General features: G+C 69.9%; 27 protein-coding genes. 18 read left to right on the forward strand and 9 right to left on the reverse strand.

Annotated features, from left to right (window positions below):
- From AC07NX_RS09635 to AC07NX_RS09655, 5 genes are all read left to right on the forward strand, one after another.
- Positions 1–1,014, forward strand: a 1,014-nt coding sequence (locus AC07NX_RS09635) for a PP-loop family protein (RefSeq protein WP_494641282.1), incomplete at its 5' end; no start/stop codon positions are given.
- Between the two features lie 76 nt (positions 1,015–1,090).
- Positions 1,091–2,965, forward strand: coding sequence for an ATP-dependent zinc metalloprotease FtsH (gene ftsH / locus AC07NX_RS09640; RefSeq protein ID WP_494641284.1), 1,875 nt, complete (start codon positions 1,091–1,093; stop codon positions 2,963–2,965).
- Between the two features lie 132 nt (positions 2,966–3,097).
- Positions 3,098–3,565 carry a YbjN domain-containing protein gene (locus tag AC07NX_RS09645; protein ID WP_494641286.1) on the forward strand — a complete coding sequence of 156 codons (468 nt, stop codon included), beginning with the start codon at positions 3,098–3,100 and terminating at the stop codon, positions 3,563–3,565.
- Between the two features lie 219 nt (positions 3,566–3,784).
- Positions 3,785–4,606 (forward strand): dihydropteroate synthase, encoded by an 822-nt coding sequence (gene folP / locus AC07NX_RS09650; RefSeq protein ID WP_494641288.1) that lies wholly within the window; start codon positions 3,785–3,787, stop codon positions 4,604–4,606.
- Between the two features lie 303 nt (positions 4,607–4,909).
- On the forward strand, positions 4,910–6,115 hold the full coding sequence (locus AC07NX_RS09655; protein ID WP_494641290.1) for a tetratricopeptide repeat protein: 1,206 nt from the start codon (positions 4,910–4,912) through the stop codon (positions 6,113–6,115).
- Positions 6,116–6,139: 24 nt separating this feature from the next.
- On the opposite strand, the gene AC07NX_RS09660 is transcribed toward AC07NX_RS09655, so the two are convergent.
- The 4 genes from AC07NX_RS09660 to AC07NX_RS09675 form a co-directional block, all read right to left on the reverse strand.
- The gene (locus AC07NX_RS09660; protein ID WP_494641292.1) at positions 6,140–6,700 is read right to left on the reverse strand and encodes a hypothetical protein; all 561 of its coding nucleotides are present in this window, start codon (positions 6,698–6,700) and stop codon (positions 6,140–6,142) included.
- A 699-nt stretch (positions 6,701–7,399) separates the two neighbouring features.
- Positions 7,400–8,311: an acyl-CoA desaturase gene (locus AC07NX_RS09665; protein WP_494641294.1), complete on the reverse strand. Its 912-nt coding sequence runs from the start codon at positions 8,309–8,311 to the stop codon at positions 7,400–7,402.
- On the reverse strand, positions 8,308–8,769 hold the full coding sequence (locus AC07NX_RS09670) for a hypothetical protein (protein WP_494641296.1): 462 nt from the start codon (positions 8,767–8,769) through the stop codon (positions 8,308–8,310). The genes AC07NX_RS09665 and AC07NX_RS09670 overlap by 4 nt, the downstream gene beginning before the upstream one ends.
- On the reverse strand, positions 8,766–9,236 hold the full coding sequence (locus AC07NX_RS09675; RefSeq protein ID WP_494641298.1) for a hypothetical protein: 471 nt from the start codon (positions 9,234–9,236) through the stop codon (positions 8,766–8,768). Before AC07NX_RS09675 ends, AC07NX_RS09670 begins: the two co-directional genes overlap by 4 nt.
- Positions 9,237–9,324: 88 nt before the next feature.
- Here AC07NX_RS09675 and AC07NX_RS09680 point away from each other — a divergent pair, with 88 nt between their 5' ends.
- Positions 9,325–9,633: a metalloregulator ArsR/SmtB family transcription factor gene (locus AC07NX_RS09680; RefSeq protein ID WP_035071509.1), complete on the forward strand. Its 309-nt coding sequence runs from the start codon at positions 9,325–9,327 to the stop codon at positions 9,631–9,633.
- Positions 9,634–9,845: 212 nt separating this feature from the next.
- Here the strand turns inward: AC07NX_RS09680 and AC07NX_RS09685 are convergent, their stop codons facing one another.
- From AC07NX_RS09685 to AC07NX_RS09695, 3 genes are all read right to left on the reverse strand, one after another.
- Positions 9,846–10,178 (reverse strand): hypothetical protein, encoded by a 333-nt coding sequence (locus tag AC07NX_RS09685; protein ID WP_494641300.1) that lies wholly within the window; start codon positions 10,176–10,178, stop codon positions 9,846–9,848.
- A 262-nt stretch (positions 10,179–10,440) separates the two neighbouring features.
- Entirely contained in the window at positions 10,441–10,809 is a 369-nt protein-coding gene (locus tag AC07NX_RS09690; RefSeq protein ID WP_494641302.1) for a hypothetical protein, read from the reverse strand.
- Positions 10,799–11,368: a hypothetical protein gene (locus AC07NX_RS09695; RefSeq protein ID WP_494641304.1), complete on the reverse strand. Its 570-nt coding sequence runs from the start codon at positions 11,366–11,368 to the stop codon at positions 10,799–10,801. The genes AC07NX_RS09690 and AC07NX_RS09695 overlap by 11 nt, the downstream gene beginning before the upstream one ends.
- A gap of 261 nt (positions 11,369–11,629) precedes the next feature.
- On the opposite strand from AC07NX_RS09695, the gene AC07NX_RS09700 reads away from it, so the two are divergent.
- The 6 genes from AC07NX_RS09700 (at position 11,630) to AC07NX_RS09725 (ending at position 16,764) form a co-directional block, all read left to right on the forward strand.
- A complete protein-coding gene (locus tag AC07NX_RS09700) occupies positions 11,630–11,902 on the forward strand; it encodes a hypothetical protein (protein ID WP_494641306.1) in 273 nt (90 codons plus the stop codon).
- Positions 11,903–11,911: 9 nt separating this feature from the next.
- Positions 11,912–12,901, forward strand: a complete 990-nt coding sequence (locus AC07NX_RS09705; protein ID WP_494641308.1) for a cupin-like domain-containing protein — start codon at positions 11,912–11,914, stop codon at positions 12,899–12,901.
- Positions 12,902–12,913: 12 nt separating this feature from the next.
- Positions 12,914–14,170 carry an aspartate aminotransferase family protein gene (locus AC07NX_RS09710; RefSeq protein WP_494641310.1) on the forward strand — a complete coding sequence of 419 codons (1,257 nt, stop codon included), beginning with the start codon at positions 12,914–12,916 and terminating at the stop codon, positions 14,168–14,170.
- Between the two features lie 165 nt (positions 14,171–14,335).
- Entirely contained in the window at positions 14,336–15,124 is a 789-nt protein-coding gene (thiD, locus tag AC07NX_RS09715; protein ID WP_494641613.1) for a bifunctional hydroxymethylpyrimidine kinase/phosphomethylpyrimidine kinase, read from the forward strand.
- A complete protein-coding gene (locus AC07NX_RS09720; protein ID WP_494641311.1) occupies positions 15,121–15,702 on the forward strand; it encodes a nucleotidyltransferase family protein in 582 nt (193 codons plus the stop codon). The genes thiD and AC07NX_RS09720 overlap by 4 nt, the downstream gene beginning before the upstream one ends.
- A 216-nt stretch (positions 15,703–15,918) precedes the next feature.
- Positions 15,919–16,764, forward strand: coding sequence for a PhzF family phenazine biosynthesis protein (locus AC07NX_RS09725; protein ID WP_494641313.1), 846 nt, complete (start codon positions 15,919–15,921; stop codon positions 16,762–16,764).
- A 3-nt stretch (positions 16,765–16,767) separates the two neighbouring features.
- Here AC07NX_RS09725 and AC07NX_RS09730 read toward each other — a convergent pair whose 3' ends face one another.
- Both AC07NX_RS09730 and AC07NX_RS09735 read right to left on the reverse strand, forming a co-directional pair.
- The gene (locus AC07NX_RS09730) at positions 16,768–17,163 is read right to left on the reverse strand and encodes a hypothetical protein (RefSeq protein ID WP_494641315.1); all 396 of its coding nucleotides are present in this window, start codon (positions 17,161–17,163) and stop codon (positions 16,768–16,770) included.
- A 228-nt stretch (positions 17,164–17,391) separates the two neighbouring features.
- Positions 17,392–19,275: an ATP-binding protein gene (locus tag AC07NX_RS09735; protein WP_494641317.1), complete on the reverse strand. Its 1,884-nt coding sequence runs from the start codon at positions 19,273–19,275 to the stop codon at positions 17,392–17,394.
- Positions 19,276–19,445: 170 nt separating this feature from the next.
- On the opposite strand from AC07NX_RS09735, the gene AC07NX_RS09740 reads away from it, so the two are divergent.
- From AC07NX_RS09740 to AC07NX_RS09765, 6 genes are all read left to right on the forward strand, one after another.
- Positions 19,446–19,775, forward strand: coding sequence for a hypothetical protein (locus AC07NX_RS09740; protein ID WP_494641319.1), 330 nt, complete (start codon positions 19,446–19,448; stop codon positions 19,773–19,775).
- A gap of 172 nt (positions 19,776–19,947) precedes the next feature.
- Positions 19,948–20,268 carry a hypothetical protein gene (locus tag AC07NX_RS09745; RefSeq protein ID WP_494641321.1) on the forward strand — a complete coding sequence of 107 codons (321 nt, stop codon included), beginning with the start codon at positions 19,948–19,950 and terminating at the stop codon, positions 20,266–20,268.
- A gap of 135 nt (positions 20,269–20,403) precedes the next feature.
- Positions 20,404–21,576 (forward strand): phosphoserine transaminase, encoded by a 1,173-nt coding sequence (locus AC07NX_RS09750; RefSeq protein ID WP_494641323.1) that lies wholly within the window; start codon positions 20,404–20,406, stop codon positions 21,574–21,576.
- 152 nt (positions 21,577–21,728) lie between these two features.
- Positions 21,729–23,309 (forward strand): phosphoglycerate dehydrogenase, encoded by a 1,581-nt coding sequence (serA, locus tag AC07NX_RS09755; RefSeq protein ID WP_494641325.1) that lies wholly within the window; start codon positions 21,729–21,731, stop codon positions 23,307–23,309.
- Positions 23,310–23,600: 291 nt separating this feature from the next.
- Entirely contained in the window at positions 23,601–23,966 is a 366-nt protein-coding gene (locus AC07NX_RS09760; RefSeq protein WP_494641327.1) for a VanZ family protein, read from the forward strand.
- Positions 23,967–24,246: 280 nt separating this feature from the next.
- Positions 24,247–25,074 carry an ImuA family protein gene (locus AC07NX_RS09765; protein ID WP_494641329.1) on the forward strand — a complete coding sequence of 276 codons (828 nt, stop codon included), beginning with the start codon at positions 24,247–24,249 and terminating at the stop codon, positions 25,072–25,074.
- Positions 25,075–25,115: the final 41 nt, after the last annotated feature.

A 25,115-nucleotide genomic window follows, 5' to 3' on the forward strand; every position in this document is an offset into this window, starting at 1 on the left:
CTGCTGGCCGACGCCGCCCGCCAGGCCGGGGCCGCCGTCCTGCTGCTGGGCCACACCGCCGACGACCTGGCCGAGGCCGCCCTGATGCGGGCCGAGGGCTCGACCGTCCCCGACCCGCGCGACTGGTCGCCGTCGCCCGCCTGGCCGGAGGGGCGGGGCGTGTTCGTGCTGCGGCCGCTGCTGGCGGCGCGGCGCGGCGAGATCCGGGACTGGCTGCGGTCGCGCGGCGAGACCTGGCTGGACGATCCGGCCAATGTCGACCCCAGGTCGGCCCGGGCGCGGGCGCGAGCGCATCTCTCCTCCCCCGCCAAGGCGGGGGAGGTGGCGGCGAAGCCGACGGAGGGGGCGTCCAGCCGCGCCGCGCCGGCGTCGGACGCCCCCTCCGTCACGTCGCCGATCGGCGACGCGCCACCTCCCCCGTTTCACGGGGGAGGAGAGGGCTATCTCGTCCTTCCGCGCGACGCGCCCGCCGCCCACGTCGCCGCCGCCTGCCTGTGCGCCGCCGGCACCGCCCAGCCGCCGCGCGGCGAGCGATTGCGGCGGCTGGTGGACCGGATCCGCTCGGGCGAGGCCTTCACCGCCACCCTGGCCGGGGCGCGGATCGAGGCGGCGGGGGGAGGGGTGTCGTTCTTCCGCGAACCCGGCGAGGCCCGGCGTTCAGGTCCTCCCCCCTCCGACCCTTCGGGTCGCCTCCCCCATGGGGGGAGGGGTGATTTAAAGCTGCCCGTCGGCCAATCGGTTATCTGGGACGGCCGCTACGAACTGGTCGCGACCGCGCCCGACCTGGCCGTCCGCCCGTTGCAAGGCCTGGCCGCCCGCCTGCCGGCGACGCAGCGCCAGGCCCTGAAAGCCTTTCCGCCCGCCGCCCGCCCCAGCCTTCCCGCCATCGTGGACCCCGAGGGCGGCGTCAGTTGCCCGATCCTTGCAGGGCCGAAAACGACGCGAGCGCGTTGTCTTGTGGTGGATCGTTTCGATGCGGCGACGGGCCGTGTCGATCAAGAACCCGCGACATGATATCCCGCGCGTGGCGAAACCGGCCGGGCCGTCCTATCTTGGAAGGTCAGAGATTATCGTTGGGAAGACAACGCGTATGAATTTCAAGACCCTGGGCATCTGGGCGACGATCGTTCTGGTGGTGGTGGCGGCCTACGGCGTCTTCAGCCAGGGCGGCCGCGCGGGCGCCGCCAGCGAGACCAGCTACTCGCAGCTGCTCAAGAACATCGACAGCGGCGAGGTCAAGAAGGCCACCGTCAACGGCGACGTGGTCAGGATCGAGCCGAAGACCGGCAAGCCCTACAATGTCAATGTGCCGCCCAATTCCGAGGACCTGGTCAAGCGCCTCGAGGCCCGCGGCTCCGAGATCGTCTACCAGAAGGGCGGCAACCTGCTGGTGGGCATCCTGCTGCAGATGCTGCCGATCCTGCTGCTGATCGGGGTGTGGATCTTCTTCATGCGCCAGATGCAGGGCGGCACCAAGGGCGCCATGGGCTTCGGCAAGTCCAAGGCCCGGCTGCTGACCGAGAACAAGAACCGCGTGCTGTTCGACGACGTCGCCGGCGTCGACGAGGCCAAGGAAGAGCTGCAGGAAGTCGTCGAGTTCCTGAAGGACCCGGCCAAGTTCCAGCGCCTGGGCGGCAAGATCCCCAAGGGCGCCCTGCTGGTCGGCCCGCCCGGCACCGGCAAGACCCTGATCGCCCGCGCCGTCGCGGGTGAAGCCGGCGTGCCGTTCTTCACCATCTCCGGTTCGGACTTCGTCGAGATGTTCGTCGGCGTCGGCGCCAGCCGCGTGCGCGACATGTTCGAGCAGGCCAAGAAGAACGCCCCCTGCATCATCTTCATCGACGAGATCGACGCCGTCGGCCGCCACCGCGGCGCCGGCCTGGGCGGCGGCAACGACGAGCGTGAGCAGACCCTCAACCAGCTGCTGGTCGAGATGGACGGCTTCGAGGCCAACGAAGGCATCATCCTGATCGCCGCCACCAACCGGCCCGACGTGCTGGACCCGGCCCTGCTGCGTCCGGGCCGCTTCGACCGCCAGGTCGTGGTGCCCAATCCGGACGTCTCGGGCCGCGAGAAGATCATCCGCGTGCACATGAAGAACGTGCCGCTGGCCGCCGACGTCGACGTCAAGACCCTGGCCCGCGGCACCCCCGGCTTCTCGGGCGCGGACCTGGCCAACCTGGTCAACGAGGCGGCCCTGACCGCCGCGCGCAAGAACCGCCGCATGGTCACCATGCACGACTTCGAGCACGCCAAGGACAAGGTGATGATGGGCGCCGAGCGCCGCTCGATGGCCATGAGCGAGGACGAGAAGAAGCTGACGGCCTATCACGAGGGCGGCCACGCCCTGGTGGCCCTCAACGTCGCCGTCGCCGACCCGGTCCACAAGGCCACCATCGTGCCGCGCGGCCGGGCCCTAGGCATGGTCATGCAGCTGCCCGAGGGCGACCGCTACTCGATGAGCTTCGACATGATGACCTCGCGCCTGGCCATCATGATGGCGGGCCGGGTGGCCGAGGAGCTGATCTTCGGCAAGCACAAGATCACCTCGGGCGCCTCCAGCGACATCAGCGCCGCCACCAGCCTGGCCCGCAACATGGTCACCCGCTGGGGCTTCTCCGACGAGCTGGGCACCGTGGCCTATGGCGACAACCAGGACGAGGTGTTCCTGGGCCACTCGGTGGCCCGCACCCAGAACGTCTCGCCCGAGACCATGATGAAGATCGACACCGAGGTCCGGCGCCTGGTCAAGGGCGGCGAGGACGAGGCCCGCCAGATCCTGACCGAGAAGCTGACCGAGCTGCACGCGGTGGCCAAGGCCCTGCTGGAGTTCGAAACCCTCAGCGGCGACGAGATCATCAACGTCATGAAGGGCATCCAGCCCGTCCGCGTCGAGGACGAGAGCAACAAGATGCCGGTCGGGCCGGTGGCCTCGGTCCCGGTCTCGACGGGCGTCACCGCCTAGCGCTCGGGTTATCAACAGGGAAAAGCCGGACCGGTTCGCCGATCCGGCTTTTTCTTTGCCGGTTCCTTTGCGTCCGGGACGGGCGCCGCTAGCCTGCGCCCCGGCCGCGAGCGCGCGGCGGGGAGGCATGACATGAAGACGGTGATCATCGCCCTGGCGACCGCGACGCTGCTGGCCGGCGCGGCCCAGGCGCAGGAGATCCACAAGGACGGCATGACCGGTCCGGAAGTGGCGGCCTGGCTGCAGAAGGGCGGCTACAAGGCCGAGCTGACCAAGGATTCCTCGGACGATCCGATGATCAACAGCGCCGCCGAGGGCCACACCTTCAAGGTCTATTTCTACGACTGCAACGAGGCCAAGCGCTGCAAGGCCCTGCAGTTCTCGGCCGGCTTCGACCTGAAGGAGCCGCTGAAGCTGGAGAAGGCCAACGAGTGGAACCGCAAGAACCGCTATTTGAAGGTCTATCTCGACGACGAGGGCGACCCCTACGTCCAGTACGACGTGAATGTGAATGCCGGCCGCACCCTGTCGGGCCTGGACGACGACTTCGGCGTCTGGACGGGAATGATCGGGGATTTCACCACCTTCATCGACTGGTAGGGGTCAAAATTCCTTCTCCCCTTGCGGGAGAAGGTGGCCTCCGTAGGAGGTCGGATGAGGGGTCTCTCAAACGACGACCGCCGCGACTGGCCCGTTCCGCTGGGTGCGGGGTTTAGTGTCTATCAACCCCTCACCCGACCCTGCTCCGCAGGGCCACCCTCTCCCGCAAGGGGAGAGGGATCGTTTCGCGTTTAGAGCGTCATTGCCTAGAACGCTCCCATGGCCGCCACACCTCACCTCCGCCCCCGCGTCATGGGGATCGTCAACGTCACGCCCGACAGCTTCTCGGACGGCGGGCGGTTCCTCGACCCCGCCGCCGCCCTGGACCAGGCCCGGCGGCTGGTCGACGCGGGGGCCGACATCCTCGACATCGGCGGCGAGAGCACCCGGCCCGGCGCGACCCCCGTGCCGGCGGCCGAGGAGATCGCCCGCGTCGTCCCGCTGATCGCCGCGATCCGGGCCGAGAGCCCGGTGGCGATCTCGATCGACACCATGAAACCCGCCGTGGCCCGCGCCGCCGTCGCCGCCGGGGCCACGATCTGGAACGACGTCGCCGCCCTGCGTTTTGCCCCCGACGCGCCGGAGATCGCCGCCGAGCTGGGCTGCGAGGTGGTGCTGATGCACATGCTGGGCCAGCCCGGCACGATGCAGGACGACCCGCGCTATGACGACGTGGTCGCCGAGGTCGAGGCCTTCCTGCTGGCCCGGGCCCTGACCGCCATGGCCGCCGGGGTGGCGCGCGAGAAGATCTGGCTGGACCCGGGGATCGGCTTCGGCAAGACCCCCGCCCACAACCTGGCCCTGCTGGCCGCCCTGCCGCGCTTCGTGGCCCTGGGCTATCCGATCCTGCTGGGCGCCAGCCGCAAGCGCTTCATCGCCGCGCTCGACCCGCTGGCCGCCGACCCGACGGCCCGCCTCGGCGGCTCCCTGGCCGCCCACCTGCGCGGCGCGGCGGCCGGCGTGGCGGCGGTGCGGGCCCACGACGTGCGCGACACGGTCCAGGCGCTGGCGGTGTGGGGCGCGATCGGGGGCGGCCTCTAGGGTCCGTCCTCAACTGCGTGTCGGTGATACCCAAGCGAAATCAGCGCCCTAATTCGTTGTCATCCCGGAAAGCGCCTAGCGCTTGTCCGGGACCCAGGGGCGACCGCACTGCGCCGGCCCCTGGGTCCCGGACAGCCTCTGCGAGGCTTCCGGGATGACAACGAAACCATGCCCTTGAAAGGGTTGTCCCCTTTTACCGGCCGCCGACGACCCAGGGCCCCGTCGTCGCCAAGCGCGAAACCGGACGCTACAATCGCGGCGGGCCGGGAGTCGTCGGGACGGCCGACCGCGTTCGGAGGGGCCGTGCACGAACTTTTCGCCAGGGGGCCGCGGATCTCGATCTTCGCGGCCTGTGCGCTGGTCATGGGTGCGCTGGCGACCGGGCCAACGGCCGCGATCGCCCAGCCCGCGCCGGCCGCCGCCGGCCTGGATGGCGTTTCCAGCGAAGCCTCCCGCTATTCCATCCTCGCCGACGCGCTGTGGGCCATGGGGCTGGACGAGGTTCCCGGGCCGCTCGACGTCGCCCAGGCCGCGGTCGCCGCCAATCCCGACAGCGCCGAGGCCCGCCTGCGCTTCGGCCTGGCCATCCGGCTGGCCATGCCCGAGGCGGCGTCGCTGGCCCGATACCAGTACGAGGAGGCCCTGCGCCTCGACCCCAAGCTGCTGCGCGCCTACGCCCTGCTGGGCGAGATGCTGAGCGACGACGGGGACGCCGCGGGCGTGGAGCAGACCTACCGGACCTGGCTGGCCCTCGCGCCCGAGGACCCCAGGGTTCATCTTTCTCACGCGGTCGCCTTGGGAAGCCTGGGCCGCCTGCCCGAGGCCGGCGAGGCGCTGGAGCGGTCCCTGGCGCTGGGCCCCACCGCCCCCGCCTATGTGCTGAGGGCCATCAAGGGCCGGGGCGGTCCGCGCGACGCCGTCCTGGCCGATCTCGACAGGGCCGTCGCCGTGGGCGGCGGCGAGGCGCGCGTCTATCGCTGGCGCGCCCGGATCCGCTGGGAATGGGGGGAGAACGACCTGGCGCTCGCCGAGGTCGCCAAGGCCCTGGAGCATGCGCCGAACAATTTCGGCCTTCGCCAGCTGCGCGCCGAGATCAACAGCGACGCCGGCCGCCCCGATCTGGCGATCGCGGAGTTCGACGCCCTGATCGCGCTTCAGCCCGCCTGGCCCGACCTGGTCAACGCCCGGTGCTGGGCGCGGGCGAAGGCGGGCGTGGAGCTCCAGAAGGCGCTGGCCGACTGCGACACCGTGCTGGGCTGGGAGCCCGCCAGGCCCGAGGCCCTCGACAGCCGCGGCCTGGTGAAGCTGCGCCTGGGGGACCTGGGCGGCGCGATCGCCGACTACGACGCCGCGCTGACGGGGGATCCCGAGCTGGCGACCGCCCTGTTCGGCCGCGGCCTGGCCCGGCGCCGGAGCGGCGCCGCCGGCGGCGACGCGGACCTCGACAGGGCCCGGGCCCTCGAGCCCGGGATCGACAGGCGTTTCGCGGACTTCGGCCTGGCGCCTTAGCCGGGGAGCTGGATGTCCGCGCGCTCAGCGGCGGGTGTCGACGGCGATCCAGTTCACTTCCCAGGTGGCCCCGCCGTCATCGGAAAACGCCTGCTCGAAGCGCGCGGAATTGGCGGTCACCTCGGAGATGACGAAGCGCACCAGGATGGCCCGGCCGCCCAGCGTGTCCTGTCCGTAGAAGACGCCGCGACCGTCCCTGAACTGGCCGTACACCGGCCGGGTCAGCACCCCGCCGGCGGCGAAGTTGAGGCTCCACTGCCGGGCGTCCGGGTCGTACAGGCGCAAGGACAGGCCCTCGATCCGTCCGGCCGGCCCTTCGACCTTCAGCTCGACCAGGTTGGCGCCGCCGCCCAGCACGGGGCGCACGACGGTCACGCCCTCGTACTTGACCCAGGCGCTCGAGCCGCTCAGGGGACGCTGGAGGCGGGACAGGCGCGTCGTCCATTCCCCGATCTCCCAGTCGAAGTCCCGCTGGCCGTCCCGAGGCTCGGCCACGGCGGCGGGAGACGGCTGCGCCGCCACGGCCGGCGGCGAACCGAGCAAAAGCGCCGCCGCCGCGATGGCCGCCCTCAAACCCTGGATCATGTCGTCCTCCCAACGCCCGATCACGACGGCGATTAGAGCGCATGACGGCGGCGGAGTCTCGGGCGCGGGCGGGGGCTGTTTTCCGACCCGGACAAGCCGGCGCCCTGTCTACTCGCCGGCGTCGCGCCAGAAGTCCGGTTGCTGGGGCGACGCTGATTTCCGTTCCCGGCCCGTTGCGGATCTTGGGGCACACTCTTCTCCTCACCCGTGAAACGGGGGAGGTGGCTCGGCGCGCAGCGGCGAGACGGAGGGGGCGTCCCGGCGGTGGCTGGACGCCCCCTCCGTCACGATGCGTATCCGCATCGCGCCACCTCCCCCGCTATGCGGGTGAGGAGAGGAAACGTCAAAGCCCGAATCCCCCCTACGATATGCCAAGAACGTCCGCTCTAGGGTTAGCCGTTGGGCCTGCGGCCAATGCAATGCCCAGCTTGCCAGGAGCCACCACCATCAAGGCAAGTGTCCTGAGCGATCGCTGGCGAGAAGCGAACGTAGATGACACCCGCGACTAGCACAGCAGCGACTAGCCCGAGGGCGATCCATAGCCTCTTCATAAGGCGACGCTAGCTGCGCTCATGTCGGAAATCCACCCCTCAGCGGACGTCCCTCCCGACCGCCGTCGAGGAACGGCCGTCGGTCTCCGGAGGCGGCCATGCCTCGAAGCCTAAGCCCCGGGGCCGCGCCTCGCTTCGGCCGAGACCTTCACGCCCGCGCCAGCCCCCTCCGCTCCGGCAAGGTCTCCGGGGTGCGCACGTCCCAGGCCAGGCCCAGCCGCTCCAGCATCCGGATGAAGGCGAAGCCCCAGTCGGCCTGTCCGGAATAGAGGCCCAGCCTGGCCGAGCCGGGCCAGGCGTGGTGGTTGCTGTGCCAGGCCTCGCCCATGGTCGGGATCGCCGCCCACGGCACGTCGTGGGCCTGGATCCCCGAGGTCTCGACGATCCAGCGCCGCGGCCCCGTCCGATGGGCCAGGCGGCCGACGAACCAGTGGCCGGTCACCGAGACGCAGACCCGCGCGCACACGCCCCACAGCAGCCATGACCAGCCGCCGGCCGCGAACAGCGCGATCGCCACGGGCAGCTGCTGCAGCATCCAGGTCCGCTCCAGGAAACGGTAGAACCGGTCGTCGGCGATCCGCTGCGGGATCTCGACGCGCGGCGGGCGGTCCAGCACCAGCCGGCCGTGCAGGTTCCAGGCGTAGTCGGTCCAGACGCCGGCGCGGTTGGACAGGTAGGGGTGGCAGGCGGGCTGGCGCTGGCCCCAGTCGCGCAGGTCGTGGCCCTGGATCATCGCCAGCGGCCCGCTCATGCCGACCAGCGTGCCCAGGTACATCATCACGCGGTCCAGCCACGGCGGGCTCTGGAAGCTGCCGTGGATCAGCCGGCGGTGGAAGCCGACCGAGTGGCCGACCAGCAGGGTGGCGCCGGTCAGGACGACGAAGACGGCCAGGCCGCTCCAGCTGAAGACGAACGGCGCGGCCAGGGCCCCGGCCAGCATCGTCGCCTGCCACAGCGAGGTCGCCGGCGCCCAGACCACCCGGCCCGCCACGGCGTCGCCGCCGGCGTCCTCGGCGATGGAGTGGACGGCGTAGGGATCGTCGTGGTGCGGGGCGCTCATGGGCGGGGTCCTTTTGGATAGGCGATCTGGGCCAGCACCCAGCCGGCCGCGCCGCCGGCCGCGGCCATGCCGCCGGCGAAGGCCCAGGCCCAGGCCCACGCCGGGCCCAAGGCTCGGGCAGGCCCGGCCTGAACGGTCAGGGCCGCGTAGCCGCCGGCGACGGCGAATGTCAGCAAGGCTCCGGCCGTGGCGGCGGCGCGGCGCGACCGCGCGCCCAGGGAATGCAGCATCCACCAGCAAGGGCCGCCGATCACGGCCAGGCCGACCTGCCAGGCGGGGAAGGAGAGCAGGAACGCCGGCGGCATGAGCACCAGGCCTGGCAGGCCCGTGCCGGGAAGAAGGCCCACTCCCAGCCCGAACATCAGGGCCGTCAGGCCGGCGCCGGTCATCGCCGCCGCCGCCCCGGCCCAAAGGATGGTCCCCGGGGTGAGGCGATTCAGGATCGGAGGGGAGGTCATCGGGCTTGGCCTTTCCGGCCGTCGACCAGGCCCGCCATCACCCAGCCGACGACCGCGCCGATCATGGCGATGGCGACGAGAAACGGGACCGCGACGAGCCATTCATGGGTCGAGGACCGGGCGAGCGCGTTCAGCAGCCCCGTCCAGAGGGCCGCGGCCATGCCGGCCAGCACCGCTCCGACCCCCGCGGCGACCTGGCGTGATCGAAGGCCGAGGGCGCGAAGCACGCCCCAGGCCGGCAGGCCCACGACGAGCAGGCCCAGGAACCAGATCGGCAGGGCGACCACGAGCGCCAGGGCCGCGTAGATCAGCGCGAAACCGCCGTTCGTGAAGACGCTGATCACGAGCACCAACCCCGCGACCAGGCCGGCGCCCGTCAGCGCACCGACGATCAGGGCCAGAGCGACCCGGCCGACGGAAACGGCTGGGCGAACGGCGGTGGGTTGTTCCGGACCGACCTGGGCCATTCCGATCTCCTTCCGAATTGATAAGCTATTCCTTAAATACCTCATCGCCTATTTGCAAGCGGTTAGCGAACAGCTTAAATACCGATCCATGCAACGCGTGTTCGAAGCCCTCTCCTCGACGGTCCGCCGGAAGATCCTGGCCTATCTGGCCCATGCCGAGCTAACGGCGGGGGACATCGCCTCGCGGTTCTCGATCTCCAAGCCGGCGGTGTCGCAGCACCTGTCGATCCTGGAGGCGGCGGGCCTGGTGCGCAGCGAGAAGCGCGGCCAGTTCGTGCACTACAGCCTGGTGCGCGACAGCCTGGTCAACACGCTGAACGACTTCGTCCAGGAGGTCTGCCCGGTCTCCAAGCCGCTGAAGGCCGAGAGCGCGCGGCTGAAGGACGAGCGGGACTAGGGCTCCGTCCTCAATTGCGCGTCGGTGATACCCAAGCGAAATCAGCGCTCTCATTGGTTGTCATCCCGGAAGCCTCGCAGAGGCTGTCCGGGACCCAGGGGCCGGCGCGGTGCGCTCGCCCCTGGGTCCCGGCTCTACGGTCCGCCAGGCGGACCTTCGGCCGGGATGACAACTGAAAATCAACGATCCAATCGAGTCCGCACCCTAGCCGCTCACAACCGCCCGCGCCGCCCGCCCTTGAGCTTGTCGAGCGCGCGGCGGGCCTGTTCGGCCTGGGCGGCCACGGGGGCGAGGGAGGGGGCGAGCGCCGGGGTGGCGGCGGCCGCCGGCGGCTTGCGGGGGATCGGCACGATCAGCGCCACCTTGCGGGCCATGGCCGCCAGCTCGCCGATGGCCTTGGCCTTGTCGCGAACCCTTCGGATCTCGGCGGGGTCGTCGCTGCGCTCGAGGATCGCCCAGGCCGCGTCGAGGGCGTCCATGAGCTTGGCTTGCAGGGCCTGGGACCAGGCGATGGACGGGGCGGGGGTGTGTTGGGTCTGGGTCATGTCCAGAAGTGTGCGGCCGTCCCGGAGGGTGGGGACAGGAAACGTGCGTTTTCGTGTAGCGCGTTGATTTCGTTGAGGGCGTGCCTGGAATTCGCGGGGATAAACCCCCTCAGTCGGCTTCGCCGACAGCTCCCCCAGAAGGGGAGCATCTATTGAGTGCGACGGCGGGTCAGATCCTCCCCCTCTGGGGGAGGTGGCCCGAAGGGCCGGAGGGGGCCGCGCGGCGGAGGACGAACCGCCGCCCTGTGGATAACTTTCGCCCCTAGCCCGCCGGCAGGGCGTCGAGCAGATGGCAGGACTTGCCCGCCGTGACGTTCTCCAGGCTGATCACGTCCAGCCCGTTGCCGTCCTCGCCCTGGACCTCGACATAGTCGCCGATCACCTCGACATAGACCGGGGCCTTCAGGGTCTTCAGGCGCTCGCGCAGCTGGGCGACCGGCTTGTCCGCCTCGCCATCGCGGTCGCGCAGCACGTAGCGGTTCTGGGCCAGGTCGCAGCGGGTCAGGATCACCTGCGCCTTCTGGACGTCGACCGTGCCGATATAGATGTCCTGGGCCAGGGCGGGCGCCGCCGCCAGGACCAGGCCCGCGACCAGGCCCGCCAGGGCGGCGCGGATCGTCTTACTGGCCATTTTCGATCATCTCGAAGGTGTAGCTGCAGCCGGCCAGCACCTTGCCCGGGTGCGAGGTGACGGTGGAGACGTTGAGGGTGACGCGGGTCTTGTAGGTGAAGCCGCCGGCCTGGCCCTTGTCGGTGGTGGCCGAGATCTCGCGCTCGCCCAGGAACTTGGCCGGCAGGTCGATCGCCGGCTGGATCTCCAGCTGCCGGGCCAGCGGATGCGGGTCGGCCTCGTCGAGCACCGCCATCGGGCCGGAGCTGCTGAAGACGATGTGGCGGGTCTGGCGGCCGAACACCGTGATCGGCGCCTTCAGCGCATAGGCCTTGAGCATGAAGTTGTCGGTCTTTTCCTCCGTGAGGCCGAAGTGGGCCCGGGCCTGGGCGGCCTCGTCGCCGACCAGCCAGAAGGCCAGGGCGTTGTACGACGGCACGTCGTAGGTCCGGCACTCGATCAGCTTGGCCAGGTCGAGGGTGGCGGGATCGATCTCGTCGCCGGCGGCCGCCTGGGCCAGGGCCGAAACCGGCGCGAGACAGGCCGCGCCGATCAGGGCGGCCCAGAACGATCTTCTCATGATGAAACCCCACCGACGCGACCTCGACAAACGCACGTTCGGCGGAAAGGTTCCCGGTCAAGGCGCGCCGCCCGCGGACGTCAGGGATGACCTCGGAACGGGTCTGGAAATTCAACTAAAACGGTATGTTTTGAAAATACAATTGTGCCGAGTCCGGCCCAATGGTAAACCTATACTTGTAATCCTGCGCGATAATCGCCGATGGCGAAGCGCGAGGTTCCAGAGCGTTCGCGTCAACATTCCCCCCTTGGAGACCCGACCATGCAGGACTTTGCCTCGCTCCCCCCGTCCCAGAAGCGCGAGCCGTTGGAAGGTTTCTTCCAGGGCGGCATGATGCCGGCTGAATCACAGGACATCACCGCGCTGATCCTGATCGACCTTCGCAGCCTTCGCCTGACCACCAGCCAGGGCAAGGAGCTGGAGAAGAAGGTCCGGGAATACCTGTTCCAGCAGTTGCGGGAACTGAAGGTGGACGTCAGCGACCGGTCGGCGATCGACCTTAGCACCTCGGTGTTCGGCATCGCGATCGAGTAGCGGCCGGTCGTGAGCAGGTCGCCCAAGGACCAGTGGCTCGAATGGGCGTCGCACAACCTTGCGCTGGGCGTCGCCCGAACGAAGGTGAAGGGCGAGATCGTGCGCGGCGGCCTGTCGGACGCCGAAGCCTCCGCGCTCCTCGACGAAGTGGCCGCCAGCCCGCTCCACAGGGCCGCTCAGCGCATCGGGGGCGAAGTGCGAAAGTGGATGTCGCTCAGCGACGCCCTGGTCGAACTGGAGAGCCTGGCGTCGGACTTCACGCACGTTCCCCGGGTGTCGAACCTGTCGTCCGAGGCGTTCCTGCGGGACTATTACGCCGCCAATCGGCCGGTGATCATCCAGGACGTGGCCGACACCTGGCCCGCCCTGGAAAAATGGGATCTGGACTTCCTGCGCCATGGCTTCGGAACCGAGACGGTCACCTTTCAGCAGGGACGGTCCGCAGCCGACCACCGCGACTCGTTCATCGACCACAGCCGGGACGCGCCGCTGGCCGACTATATTGACCTGGTCGAGCGCGCCGGGCCGACCAATCAGTACTACCTGATCGCCCATGACCGCCTGCTGGACCGGCCCAGCTTTCGGCCGCTGCTGGACGACGTGGTGTTCGACGCGCGCTATTTCGATCCGGTCGACACCAAGGGCCGGGTGTTCTTCTGGCTGGGGCCGGCGGGCACGACCACCCCCATGCACCGTGACCTGGGCAACGTCTATTTCATCCAGATCCGCGGCCGCAAGACGGTCAAGCTGATCCCGTCCAAGCAGATGCACAAGGTCTACAACGAGCTTGGCTATCACAGCGACGTCGACTTCGACGATTTCTCGCTGGAGGCCTATCCGCTGCTGAAGGACGTCCACCTGATCGAGGAGACGATCCTGCCGGGCGAGATGTTGTTCATCCCCCTGGGGTGGTGGCACCACGTCAAGGCCCTGGACGTGTCGATCACCCTCACCGGCAGCAACTTCCGTTTCCGCAATGCCTTCGCCGCGATCTTCTGATCGGTTGGCGCGATGACGCCCGGCGACGGGCCGCATCCGGAGCCCGGCGCGGACTATGATCTCAGCCGCTCCCAGGCCCTGCTGGCCCGCATCCGTCGCTGCGAAGCCCTGCTCGAGGCGCGACCGGGCATGTTCTTCACGGGCTATGAGCGGGTCGGCGGACACCCGGTGTTCGTCGACCGCGCCAAGGGGGCCTATCTGTGGGACGTCGATGGCAACCGCTACATCGACTATCTGCTGGGTTTCGGCTCGGTGGTGCTGGGCCACGCCCACCCCGAGGTGACGGCGGCGGCCGTCGCCGAACTGGAGCGCGGGGTCAATCCCACCCTGCTCGGTCGGGCGCATGTCGCGTTGGCGGAGCGGCTGGTCGCGCTGATCCCGGCCGCCGAACGCGTGACCTTTCTGCGAACCGGTTCGGACGCGACAGACGCGGCCGTGCGCCTGGCGCGCGCCGTGACCGGGCGAAGGCTGGTGCTGCATTGGGGCCAGCATGGCTGGCACGACTGGTCGGCGTCGCGCGCCGACGGGGTGCTGGACGCGGTCGGCGCCTGCACTCTGCCGTTGCGCTACAACGATCTGGAGCATGCGCGGCGGCTGTTCGCGGCGCATGGCGACGACGTCGCCTGCGTCATCGTCATGCCCTACGAGATCGATGCGCCGGAGGCGGGCTTCCTGCAGGGACTGCAGGCGCTGGCGCGGCGCCACGGCGCGCTGTTCGTCCTGGACGAGGTGCGTTCGGGCTTCCGCATCGCGCTGGGCGGCGCCCAGCAGTATTTCGGGCTGGAGCCGGACCTTTCGGCGTTCAGCAAGGCGATGGCCAACGGCCATGCCATCTCGGCCCTGGCCGGACGGGCGGCGATCATGGGCCAGATCCTGAAGCTGGGCCTGACCGTCACCTTCTATCGCTCGCCCGACGTCATGGCCGCCAGCCTGGCGACGCTGGATGTTCTGGAACGCGAAAACGGACCGGCGCGGCTGGCCGCGCTGGGCGAACGGCTGATGCGCGGCCTGGACGCGGCGGTCGGCCAGGCCGGGGTTCCCGCCCGCATGGTGGGCTTTCCCGCGACCCCCTTCCTGCGCTTCGAGCATCGCCACGCCAATGTCCGCGACAAGGCCATGCGCCTGTTCTGCAACGGGATGCTGCGGCGCGGCGTGCTGATGACGCCGGCCCACCACTGGTTCGTCTGCACGGGGATGACCGAGGCCGACATCGACGACACCGTCGCCGCGGCGCGCGAGGTGCTGTCGGACCTGGAGGCCCGGCTCTAGGAGCCCTTTTCAGGCGAAGCGGACGCCGGTTCGCGTGAGGAAAAGGCTCCGGACGAGGAGGGCGGACTTTCGGGGATGACGGATTTCCGTCCGCGGGCCCTCCCTTCGGCGAGGATTCCCGCCTAGAAACCCTTCGTGACCCAAGCTCCTCCCTCCCCGACCTTCCTGGGCCGCGTGCTCGTCCTCGCCGGATCGGATTCCGGCGGCGGGGCGGGGATCCAGGCCGACATCAAGACCATCACCGCCCTGGGCGGCTACGCGGCCACGGCGATCACCGCGGTCACCGTGCAGAACACCCTGGGCGTGAGCGCCGTGCACCCGATCCCGCTGGAGATCGTCGAGGCCCAGGCCCGCGCGGTGCTCGACGACATCGGGGCCGACGCCTTCAAGACCGGCATGCTGGGCGACGCCGCCACGGTCGAGGTCGTGGCCCGGGTGCTGGACAGCGCCAAGGGTGTTCCGGCCGTCATCGATCCGGTGATGGTGGCCAAGGGCGGGGCCTCGCTGCTGGCCCAGGAGGCCGTCGGAGCGCTGAAGAGCCTGCTGATCCCGCGCGCCGCCCTGCTGACCCCCAACGCCCCCGAGGCCGCCGCCCTGACCGGCCTTTCGGTCGAGACGACCGACGATCTGCGTCGGGCCGGCGAGGCCCTGCTGGCCCTGGGCGCCCACGCGGTGCTGATGAAGGGCGGCCATGTGCCCGGCGAGCGCGTCGTCGACCTGCTGATCACCCGCCAGGGCGAGACGGCCTTCGAGGGCGAGCGGATCGACACCCGCCACACCCACGGCACCGGCTGCACCCTGGCCAGCGCCTGCGCCACGGGTCTGGCCCAGGGCATGAGCCTGACCGAGTCGGTGGCCCGGGCCTGGAACTATGTCCACGAGGCCATGTTGCGCGCGCCCGGCTTCGGGGCGGGGCACGGCCCGCTGGACCACGGCTGGGTGGTGCGCCGATGAGCGGCCTGGACGCCCGTCTCGTCGAGATCGTCCGCGCCACGCCCACCACCTTGCGGGTGCTGCGCACGGTCCGCGACCTGGCCCTGCCCGACGCCATGGTGTTCTCTGGCGCGGTCTATCAGCCGGTCTGGAACCACCTGACCGGCCGGGCGCCCGACTACGGGATCAAGGACTACGACGTGGCCTATCACGACGCGTCCGACACCTCGTACGAGGCCGAGGACGTGGTGATCCGGCGCGTGGCGGCCGCGTTCGAGCCGCCGCTGCGCGACCTGGTCGAGGTGCGCAACCAGGCCCGCGTGCACCTGTGGTTCGAGCAGAAGTTCGGGGCCGACGAGCCCTATCCGCCGCTGGAGTCCAGCGCCGCGGCCCTGAAGCGCTTCGTGGCCACGGCCTTCTGCGTCGGCGTGCGGATGGAAGCCGACGACACCCTCTCGGTGTTCGCCCCGTTCGGCCTGGAGGACCTGTTCGCGATGCGCCTGCGGCCCAATCCCCTGCGGGTGAAGGGCGCCGGCGGCTGGGCCCGCACCACGGGCTCGGCCCAGGCCCGCTGGCCGGAGATCACGGTGGAGGGGTAGGGGGCTCTCAAATCCTGTCATCCCGGACGAGCGCGCAGCGCGAAGATCCGGGACCGACGCGTGAACTCGGAGCTTCCGGCGGTCCCGGATCGGCGCCCGGCGCTGCCGGGCTTGTCCGGGATGACAGCTGAAAATGCATTGTCATCTGGGACAATGTTCGAATTGATCGGCGAAAATCCCGGTCCTACTGCTCATGGCGCTAACAGGAGCCTCGCCATGCGCCAGTGGACCATCGACGCCTTCGCCTCCGGCCCGTTTAAGGGCAATCCCGCCTGCGTGGTCGAGCCGTTCGAGGCCTGGCCCGACACGGCCTGGATGCACGCCCTGGCGGCCGAGAACAACCAGGCCGAGACCGCCTTCCTGCTGAAGACCGCCGACCCGGCCCGGTTCGGCCTGCGCTGGTTCACCCCGACGGTCGAGGCGCCGATCTGCGGCCACGCCACCCTGGCCAGCGCCCATGCGCTGTTCCAGGAGATGGGCGTCGAGGCGCCCGTTCTGGCCTTCGACACCCTGGCGGGCGAGCTGACCGTGCGGCGGGTCGACGACGTGTTCGGCGGGGCGGGGCTGGAGATGGACTTCCCGGCCGACCCGCCGCGCCGGGTCGAGGCCGGACCCGAGCTGGCCCAGGCCCTGGGAACCGCGCCGCTGGAGGTCTGGGCCGGCCAATATCTGCTGGCCGTGGTGGCCGACGAGGCCACGGTGCGCGGGCTGGCGCCGGACCTGGCCCAGCTGGCCACGGTGGGCGCGGGCCTGGCCGCGGGCGGGCCGGGGCAGGTGATCGTCGCCGCCCTGGCCGATCCCGGGCGGGACTACGCCGTGGTCAGCCGCTTCTTCGCGCCCGCCGCCGGCATTCCCGAGGATCCGACCACGGGCTCGGCCCACTGCATCCTCATGCCGCTGTTCGGCGACCGGCTGGGCGCGGCGAGCCTGCGGTTCCACCAGGCCTATCCGGGCCGGGGCGGCGACCTGGACTGCGAAAACCGCGGCGCGCGCGTTCTCCTGCGCGGCCGCGGCTTCACGATGGTGGAGAGCCGGCTGAGGGTGGGGCCGGCGCTCGGTTAGGCCTTAGTAGCGACGGCCGTCGCGATAGTCGCGGTCGTGGCGCTCGTAGCGGATCTGGACGCTGATGCGGTCGTAGCGGCGATCCAGGTCCTCGCGTTCCCAGCCGGTCAGGCCGCCGCGGCGATAGCGGGCTTCCAGGCGGGCGGTTTCGCGCAGGTCGCCCTTCAGGCGCCAGGCCTCGTTGCGGGTCAGGCCGCCGCTGCGCAGGCCCCGCTCGATGCGGGCGTCGAGGCGGGCGACGCGGTCGCGGCCGTAGTCCTGGCGGTCGCCGCGGTCATGGCCGCGCTCGTAGCCAGGTTCGTAACCGCGGTCGTAGCCGTAGGCCTGGGCCGAGGCCACGGCGGGGACGGCGGCGGCGACGGCCGAGACCGCGGCGATCGAAAGGAGAATCTTTTTCATCGTACGGCTCCTCATGAAGGTTTCCGGCGCCGGGAGGCGACGTTGAACCCAGAAGACCACACGCAGGCTGAAGCGGCCCTGAGCCGCTCGTTATGTGGCGTTCAGGTAGGTGAACCGGGGGGGGGACCCCCTCAGTCGGCTTCGCCGACAGCTCCCCCAGAGGGGGAGCAGCTACGCAGAGATAGCTCCTCCCCCTCTGGGGGAGGTGGCCCGAAGGGCCGGAGGGGGTCAGGCCGCGGCGACCTTCGCGCCTTCGCGCCGGGCGGTGGCCACGGCGGTCTCGATCGCGTCGTAGAGCTTGGTCACCTCGATCGGCTTGGCGACGTGGCCGTCCATGCCGGCGGCCATGTAGCCCTCGACCTGGTGGACCAGGGCGTTGGCCGTCACCGCCACGATCGGGATGCGCTTGCGGTCTTCGCTGACCTCCAGCGCGCGGATGGTGCGGGCCGCCTCGACGCCGTCCATCACCGGCATGTGGATGTCCATCAGCACGATGTCGAAGCCGCCGCGCTTCCAGGCCTCGACGCAGGCCGCGCCGTCGGCCACCAGCTCGACCTCGGCGCCCAGCGGGGCCAGGACGGCGGCGATGACCTTCTGGTTGGTGGGATTGTCGTCGGCGGCCAGCACGCGCAGGCGGCGCTCGGATTCGATCGGCGGCGGCGCGGCTTCGATCGGCGCGGGGGCGGTCGCCTCGCCGCGCGGCATGGCCACCACGACGGTGAAGGTCGAGCCCTGGCCCTCGCGGCTCTGCACATGGACGCCGCCGCCCATCAGGGCGGCCAGCTCGCTGCAGATCGACAGGCCCAGGCCCGAGCCGCCGAACCGGCGGGTGGTCGAGTTGTCGGCCTGGACGAACTTGTCGAACAGGCGCGGCAGGGTCTCGGCGTCGATGCCGATGCCGGTGTCGACCACGTCGACCCGCAGGCCGCCGCCGTCGTCCGCCGAGGCGAACCGCACCGAGATGCTGCCCTCCAGCGTGAACTTCAGGGCGTTGGACACCAGGTTGCCGAGGATCTGGCGCAGGCGGTCGACGTCGCCGCGCCACGAGCCCAGGGCCTCCGGCGCGACGAACACGCCGAACTCCAGGTTCTTGGCCCGCGCCTGGGTGGCGTAGGATTCGCGGATCGACAGGGCCAGGCTGGCCAGGTCGAAGTCGCGCTCGACCAGGTCCAGGCGACCGGCCTCGATCTTCGACAGGTCCAGCACGTCGTTGAGCACCGACAGCAGCAGGGTCCCCGATTCGCGAATCACCGACAGGCGCTCGCGCTGGGCGGCGCTGAGCTCGCCCATGGCCATCACCTCGGTCATGGCCAGCACGCCGTTCAGCGGCGTGCGGATCTCGTGGCTCATATTGGCCAGGAAGTGCGACTTCAGGACGTTGGCGGCGTTGGCGTCGTCGCGCGCCTTGACCAGTTCGGCCATCGCCCCGCGCAGGTCGTGGTCGTTGATCTCCAGCCGCGAGACCAGGTGGTTGAAGCTGTCGGTCAGGCTGTGGAACACGTCGTCGTCGGCGGCCTGCTCGACCGGCTTGAAGCGGCCGTCGGCGGCCACCTCGCGCATGGCGTTGGACAGGCGCTCCATCGGCTTGGTCATGCGGCGGGCCAAACCGTTGGCCAGCAGGATCGCCAGGCCGGCCGAGCCGAAGAACAGGGTGCCGGTCAGGGCCAGGTCGCGGGCCATGATGTCGGTCAGGCTGGGGCGGCGGGCCATCAGGGACAGGGTCCCCACCTGGCGGGAGGCCAGCTTGATCGGGCGGACCAGGGTGTCGACCTCGGCGTCCTGGGCCACGCCGACCTGGGCGACCACCTGGCCCTGCATGTCGGTCAGGCGCACGGACACGACATTGGGCGCCTTGGCCACGGCCTCGAGGGCGCGATAGGCGCCGACGGTGCTGTGGTCGGCCATCGGCGCGGCGGCGCCGGCCGCCACCATCTGGGCCAGGATCGCGTGATTGGCCTGGGATTCCTGCCGCGCGACGCTCCACTGCTGGAGCATGAAGCACACGCACGCGGCCAGCAGCGCGACCACCGTGGTGGTCAGCGCGACACTGGCGATTCGCGCCTGCAAAGGCGCATGCGGCGTACTTTCAGGGCGGGAGCTCTGGTCGATCATGACCCGTCCGGGGGTGACTTTTCGGTCGTTATTCTGGCGCGATCTTCCTAACGCTTCACTTCCGCCGGGGGCCCTGCCCCGCGACAAACTAACGCTAGTGGTTGTTTTTCTTTCCGCTCTCTTAACATCTGGTTTACCGTCTTCCTTAGGTTTTCGTTAAGGAGATGGGTGTGGAAAAGGCTTTCGTTGCTCAACGTGTCGCTAACAAGTTGTTCGCCACCGAGTCGGCTGTCGACGCCGCGATGGTGGAGGCCATGGAGATGATGGCGGAACTGATCCAGGCCCGTAAGGACCTGGGCCTGTCGCCCACCGTCGCCAACGGCGCCACCGCCAAGCTGGGCGACGCGCTCGCCGCCCTCACCACCGCCCGCACGGCCGTGGTCGAGGCTCACGCCCAGCTCGATGAAGTCCGCCTGCGCATCGGCATCCGGACCAAGCTGATCGGCGTGATCGGCAAGGAAGGTTCGCTGGTTCAACACGATATGCGCGCCGCCAGCTAAGTTACATTGCAAATAGTTTAATACCTTGGGCCTCTAATTTCGGTTAGAGGCCCAAGATATGCATTTAGATCTCCTGATCCTTTTCGGTTGGAGCTTGATTCTGGGCGTCAGCTTTTTGGCTTGGCGCCTTGGCGGCCGGGCCGAACGGCAAGTCGCCGTCCTGGTGGTCGTGATGTCGCTCGCCATCACCCTGATCGGCCTGATACCGGACAAGGCGATCCAGAAGCCGAGCTATTTCCTGGTCGACGGCCTGTTCGGCGCGGGGCTGATGGTCATGGCCATGCGCTACACCACCGCCTGGCTGGGGGTCGCCGTCCTTCTGCAGGCCGCGCAGTTCAGCCTTCACGCCTATTATCTGGTGGCGGGCAAGCTGTACGACAGCTTCTACGCCATGGTGAACAACCTCGTCAGCCTGGGCGTGCTGGCGTGCCTGGCCGTCGGGTGCGTGCTGGCCTGGCGTAAGCGCCGCCGCGACCTGACGGGCGCAAAATAATTGCCGGCCGCGGATGATTCGTTCGCCGCGCCGCAAAATCTCTCCTTGCCTTCGCCGACGAAAAAGAGTTTGTCGCCGGCGGGCCACATCCCCCCAACGGGATGCAGTCCATCTGTAAGGATGGGAGACATCGATATGACGACCCTCGCCAAGCCGGCGATCCGCCCGGCTCGCCCCGAGTTCTCTTCCGGCCCCTGCGCCAAGCGCCCCGGCTGGACCCCCGAAAATCTCAGAAACGCCGTCCTGGGCCGGTCGCACCGCTCCAAGCTGGGCAAGGGCCGCCTGAAGGCCGCCATCGACCAGACGCGTGAAGTCCTGGAGGTCCCGGCCGACTTCCTGATCGGCATCGTCGCCGGGTCGGACACCGGCGCGGTCGAGATGGCGATGTGGTCGATGCTGGGCGCCCGCCCGGTTCAACTGCTGGCCTTCGAGTCCTTCGGCAAGGACTGGGTCACCGACGTCACCAAGCAACTGAAGCTGCCGAACGTCGAGGTGCTCGACGCGCCCTACGGCCAGCTGCCCGACACCGCCAAGGTCGACCCGGCCAAGGACCTGGTCTTCACCTGGAACGGCACCACCTCGGGCGTCCGCGTCCCGAACGCCGACTTCATCGCGGCCGACCGCGAAGGCATCACCATCTGCGACGCCACCAGCGCCGCCTTCGCCCAGGACCTGGACTGGACCAAGCTGGATGTCGTGACCTTCTCCTGGCAGAAGGCCCTGGGCGGCGAGGGCGCGCACGGGATCCTGATCCTGTCGCCGCGCGCCGTGGCCCGGCTGGAGAGCTACACCCCGGCCTGGCCGATGCCGAAGCTGTTCCGCATGACCAAGGGCGGCAAGCTGGCGGCCGACATCTTCGAGGGCGCGACCATCAACACGCCGTCGATGCTGTGCGTCGAGGACGCCCTGGACGCCCTGAAGTGGGCGGCCTCGATCGGCGGACTGGAAGCCATGCAGGCCCGCGCCGACCAGAACCTGGCCGTGCTGGCCGACTGGGTGGCCAGGACCCCGTGGGTCGAGTTCCTGGCCGCGACGCCCGAGATTCGCTCCAACACCTCGGTGTGCCTGAAGGTGGTCGATCCCGTGATCGCCGCCCTGCCGGACGACGCCCAGGCCGACTTCGCCAAGAAGCTGGCCAGCCTGCTCGAGAAGGAGGGCGCGGCCCTCGACATCGGCGGCTATCGCGACGCCCCGGCCGGCCTGCGCATCTGGTGCGGCGCCACCGTCGAGGCCTCCGACCTCGAGGCCCTGACGCCCTGGCTCGACTGGGCCTTCGCGTCCGTCTCGGCCGAACTGGCCGCCGCTTAAGCTAGCGCTAGAACCCCCTCAGTCGCTCCGCGACAGCTCCCCCAGAGGGGGAGCATCTCGCATCGGGCAGATCCTCCCCCTCTGGGGGAGGTGGCCCGAAGGGCCGGAGGGGGCCTTCACCCACGACATTACTCCGCAAGGAATCCCAAATCATGACCGCTCCCCGCGTCCTCATCGCCGACAAGCTCAGCCCCGCCGCCGTCGACATCTTCAAGAACCGCGGCGTCGATTTCGACATCAAGGTCGGCCTCTCGAAGGACGAACTGATCGCCGTGATCGGCGACTATGACGGCATCGCCATTCGCTCGGGCGCCAAGCTCGACAAGGACGTGATCGCCGCCGCCCACAAGCTGCAGGTCATCGCCCGGGCCGGTATCGGCGTCGACAATGTCGACATCCCGGCCGCCACCGCCAAGGGCGTGGTGGTGATGAACACCCCGTTCGGCAACTCGATCACCACCGCCGAGCACGCCATCGCCATGATGTTCGCCCTGGCCCGCCAGCTGCCGGCCGCCGACGCCAGCACCCAGGCCGGCAAGTGGGAGAAGAACCGCTTCATGGGCGTGGAGCTCTACGCCAAGACCCTGGGCCTGATCGGGGCCGGCAACATCGGCGGCATCGTCGCCGACCGCGCCCTGGGCCTGAAGATGAAGGTCGTGGCCTACGACCCGTTCCTGAGCCCCGAGCGCGCCGTCGAGATGGGCGTGGAGAAGGTCGAGCTGGAGGACCTGCTGGCCCGCGCCGACGTCATCACCCTGCACACCCCGCTGACCGACAAGACCCGCAACATCCTGTCGGCCGAGAACCTGGCCAAGACCAGGAAGGGCGTGATGATCGTCAATTGCGCCCGCGGCGGCCTGGTCGACGAGGTCGCCCTGCGCAAGCTGCTGGACGACGGCCATGTGGGCGGCGCGGCCTTCGACGTGTTCGTCACCGAGCCGGCCAAGGAAAACCCGCTGTTCGGCAGCGACAAGGTCGTGGCCACCCCGCACCTGGGCGCCAGCACCAACGAGGCCCAGGAGAACGTCGCCCTGCAGGTCGCCGAGCAGATGAGCGACTACCTGCTGACCGGCGCGGTCACCAACGCCCTCAACAGCCCGTCGATCACCGCCGAGGAAGCCCCCAAGCTGAAGCCGTTCGTGGCCCTGGCCGAGAAGATCGGCGCCCTGGCCGGCCAGATGGTCGACTTCGGCATCGCCGCCATCGACATCGCCTTCGAGGGCGAGGTCTCCAAGCTGAACGTCAAGCCGATGACCTCGGCCGCCCTGGCCGGGATCCTCAAGCCGATGCTGGCCGAGATCAACATGGTCTCCGCGCCCGCCGTGGCCAAGGAGCGCGGCATCACCGTCTCGGAGAGCCGCCAGGAGGTCAGCCCCACCTATGACAGCCTGATGCGCATCACCATCACCACCGAGAAGGGCAAGCGCGCCTTCGCCGGCACGGTGATCGCCGGCGCCCCGCGCATCGTCGAGGTCAAGGGCATGGAGCTGGACGCGGGCTTCTCGCCGGCCATGCTGTACATCAACAACCTGGACAAGCCGGGCTTCATCGGCGCCCTGGGCATGCTGCTGGGCGAGGCCGGCGTCAACATCGCCACCTTCAACCTGGGCCGCGTCTCGGCCGACGAGGACGCCATCGCCCTGGTCGGCGTCGACCAGGCCCCGGACGAGACCCTGCTGGCCAAGATCCAGGCCCTGCCGCACGTCAAGGAAGCCCGCGCCCTGACGTTCTAGGGTTCTCTCTGATCCTTCTCCCCTCGCGGGAGAAGGTGTCGGCGCAGCCGACGGATGAGGGGTCTCCCGGATCTATCCGCCGCGTCCAGCCTGACCGCTGGGGGCGGCGGTTTTCGTTCCTGCGACCCCTCACCCGACGGTCCTCCGGACCGCCACCCTCTCCCGCAAGGGGAGAGGGATCACGGTGCAGAACCCGTGCACCTCGCGAGGCGATTCGGCCCAGACGCCGTCTCGCCATTTTCAAGCCTCACCGGACCGGCTAGGTGCGGAGGACTTGAGCCAGGAGCCCCGATGTCCCTCCGCGCCCGCAAGATCAACCGCCTGGTCCTCGTCGTCTTCCTGGCGGCCAGCGCCTACGCCCTGGCGCGGGCCCTGCTGCCCGACGACGACAGCATCGGCCTGATCCCCTGGGACAAGGCCCGGCACTTCATCGTCTTCTATGTGCTGAGCATCCTGGCCAGCCTGGCCCTGCCGCAGAGCCGGCTGCATCGCGTCGGCCTGGTGATCCTGGCGTTCGGCGGGGCGATCGAGATCCTGCAGGCCTTCGTCGGCCGCGACGCCTCGTGGCTCGACCTGTTCGCCGACGCCTGCGGCATCAGCGCGGCGTTCGGGCCGATGCTGGTGTCGCGGTGGTGGCGGGCCGAGGCGCGGTTCTGATCCGGGCCTCTCCCGCTAGAGCGGGGCATCCCATAGGTCCAAGAGTGCTGTCATCCCGGACGAGCGCGCAGCGCGAAGATCCGGGACCGGGGCCTGAACTTTGAGCTTCCGGCGGTCCCGGGTCTTCGCCCGGGATGACAGCGTCTTGGAGGCGGAAACCCGTAAGCCATCGTTCTTCTTGAGGCGGACAGCGACATCGCCGTGACGGGCTCCGCTTGACTCTCCAGGCTTGGAGGATCAGAACAAAAGTGGAACATAAGCGTCCCTTGGGAGAACGGAGATGCCTGGGGCGAAGCCCGCCCTTTCGGCTTTGAGAGCCCGGATCGCCGCCCTGGAAGCGGGGACTCGGACTCCGCCTCCCGTCCTGCCGTTCGGCGATCCGCGCATCGACGGCTGCTTTCCGGCCGGCGGCCTGCCGCGTGGCGGCTGGCACGAGGTGGGCGGGGCCGGACTGGAGGAGGAGACCGGCGCGGCCCCCGCGGCGTTCTCGGCCCTGATGCTGCGGCCGCTGGCCGAGCGGGGCGCGGTGGTCTGGGTGATGCGGCGCGCCGACCTGCACGCCCCCGGCCTGGCCGGGCTGGGCTTTCCGACCGGCCGCCTGATCCAGGTCCGGGCCCGCGACGAGGCCGAGGTGCTGTCGGTGCTGGAGGACGCCCTGGCCACGGCGGGCGTCGCCGCCGCGATCGGCGAGGCCCAGAGCCCCGACCTCAAGGCCGGTCGCCGCCTGCAGCTGGCCTGCGAGCGGCGCGGCGCGACCGGGGTCCTGCTGCGGCGGCGGCCCTATGGCGGGCCCGCCGGCCCAAGAAGCCAGGGGCGGGAGGTCTCCGGCGCGGCCGCCCAGACCCGCTGGCGCATCGCCGCCGCCCCCAGCCAGCCGCCGCCGGGCGATCCCGGCCTGGGGCCGCCGCGCTGGCGGGTCGAACTGGAACGCTGCCGGGGCGGTCGTCCCGGCGCCTGGATCCTCGAACAAGCGGAGGCCGCCGATGGCCCGCATCCTTTCCGTCTGGTGTCGCAACTGGCCGATCACGACGTGGGCGAGGCGGCAGGGGCCCCCTCAGTCACCTTCGGTGACAGCTCCCCCAGAGGGGGAGCAGCCAACGCCGCCTAGATCCTCCCCCTCTGGGGGAGGTGGCCCGGAGGGCCGGAGGG

The sequence above is a fragment of the Caulobacter sp. GW821-FHT09A05 genome, assembly GCF_059418465.1.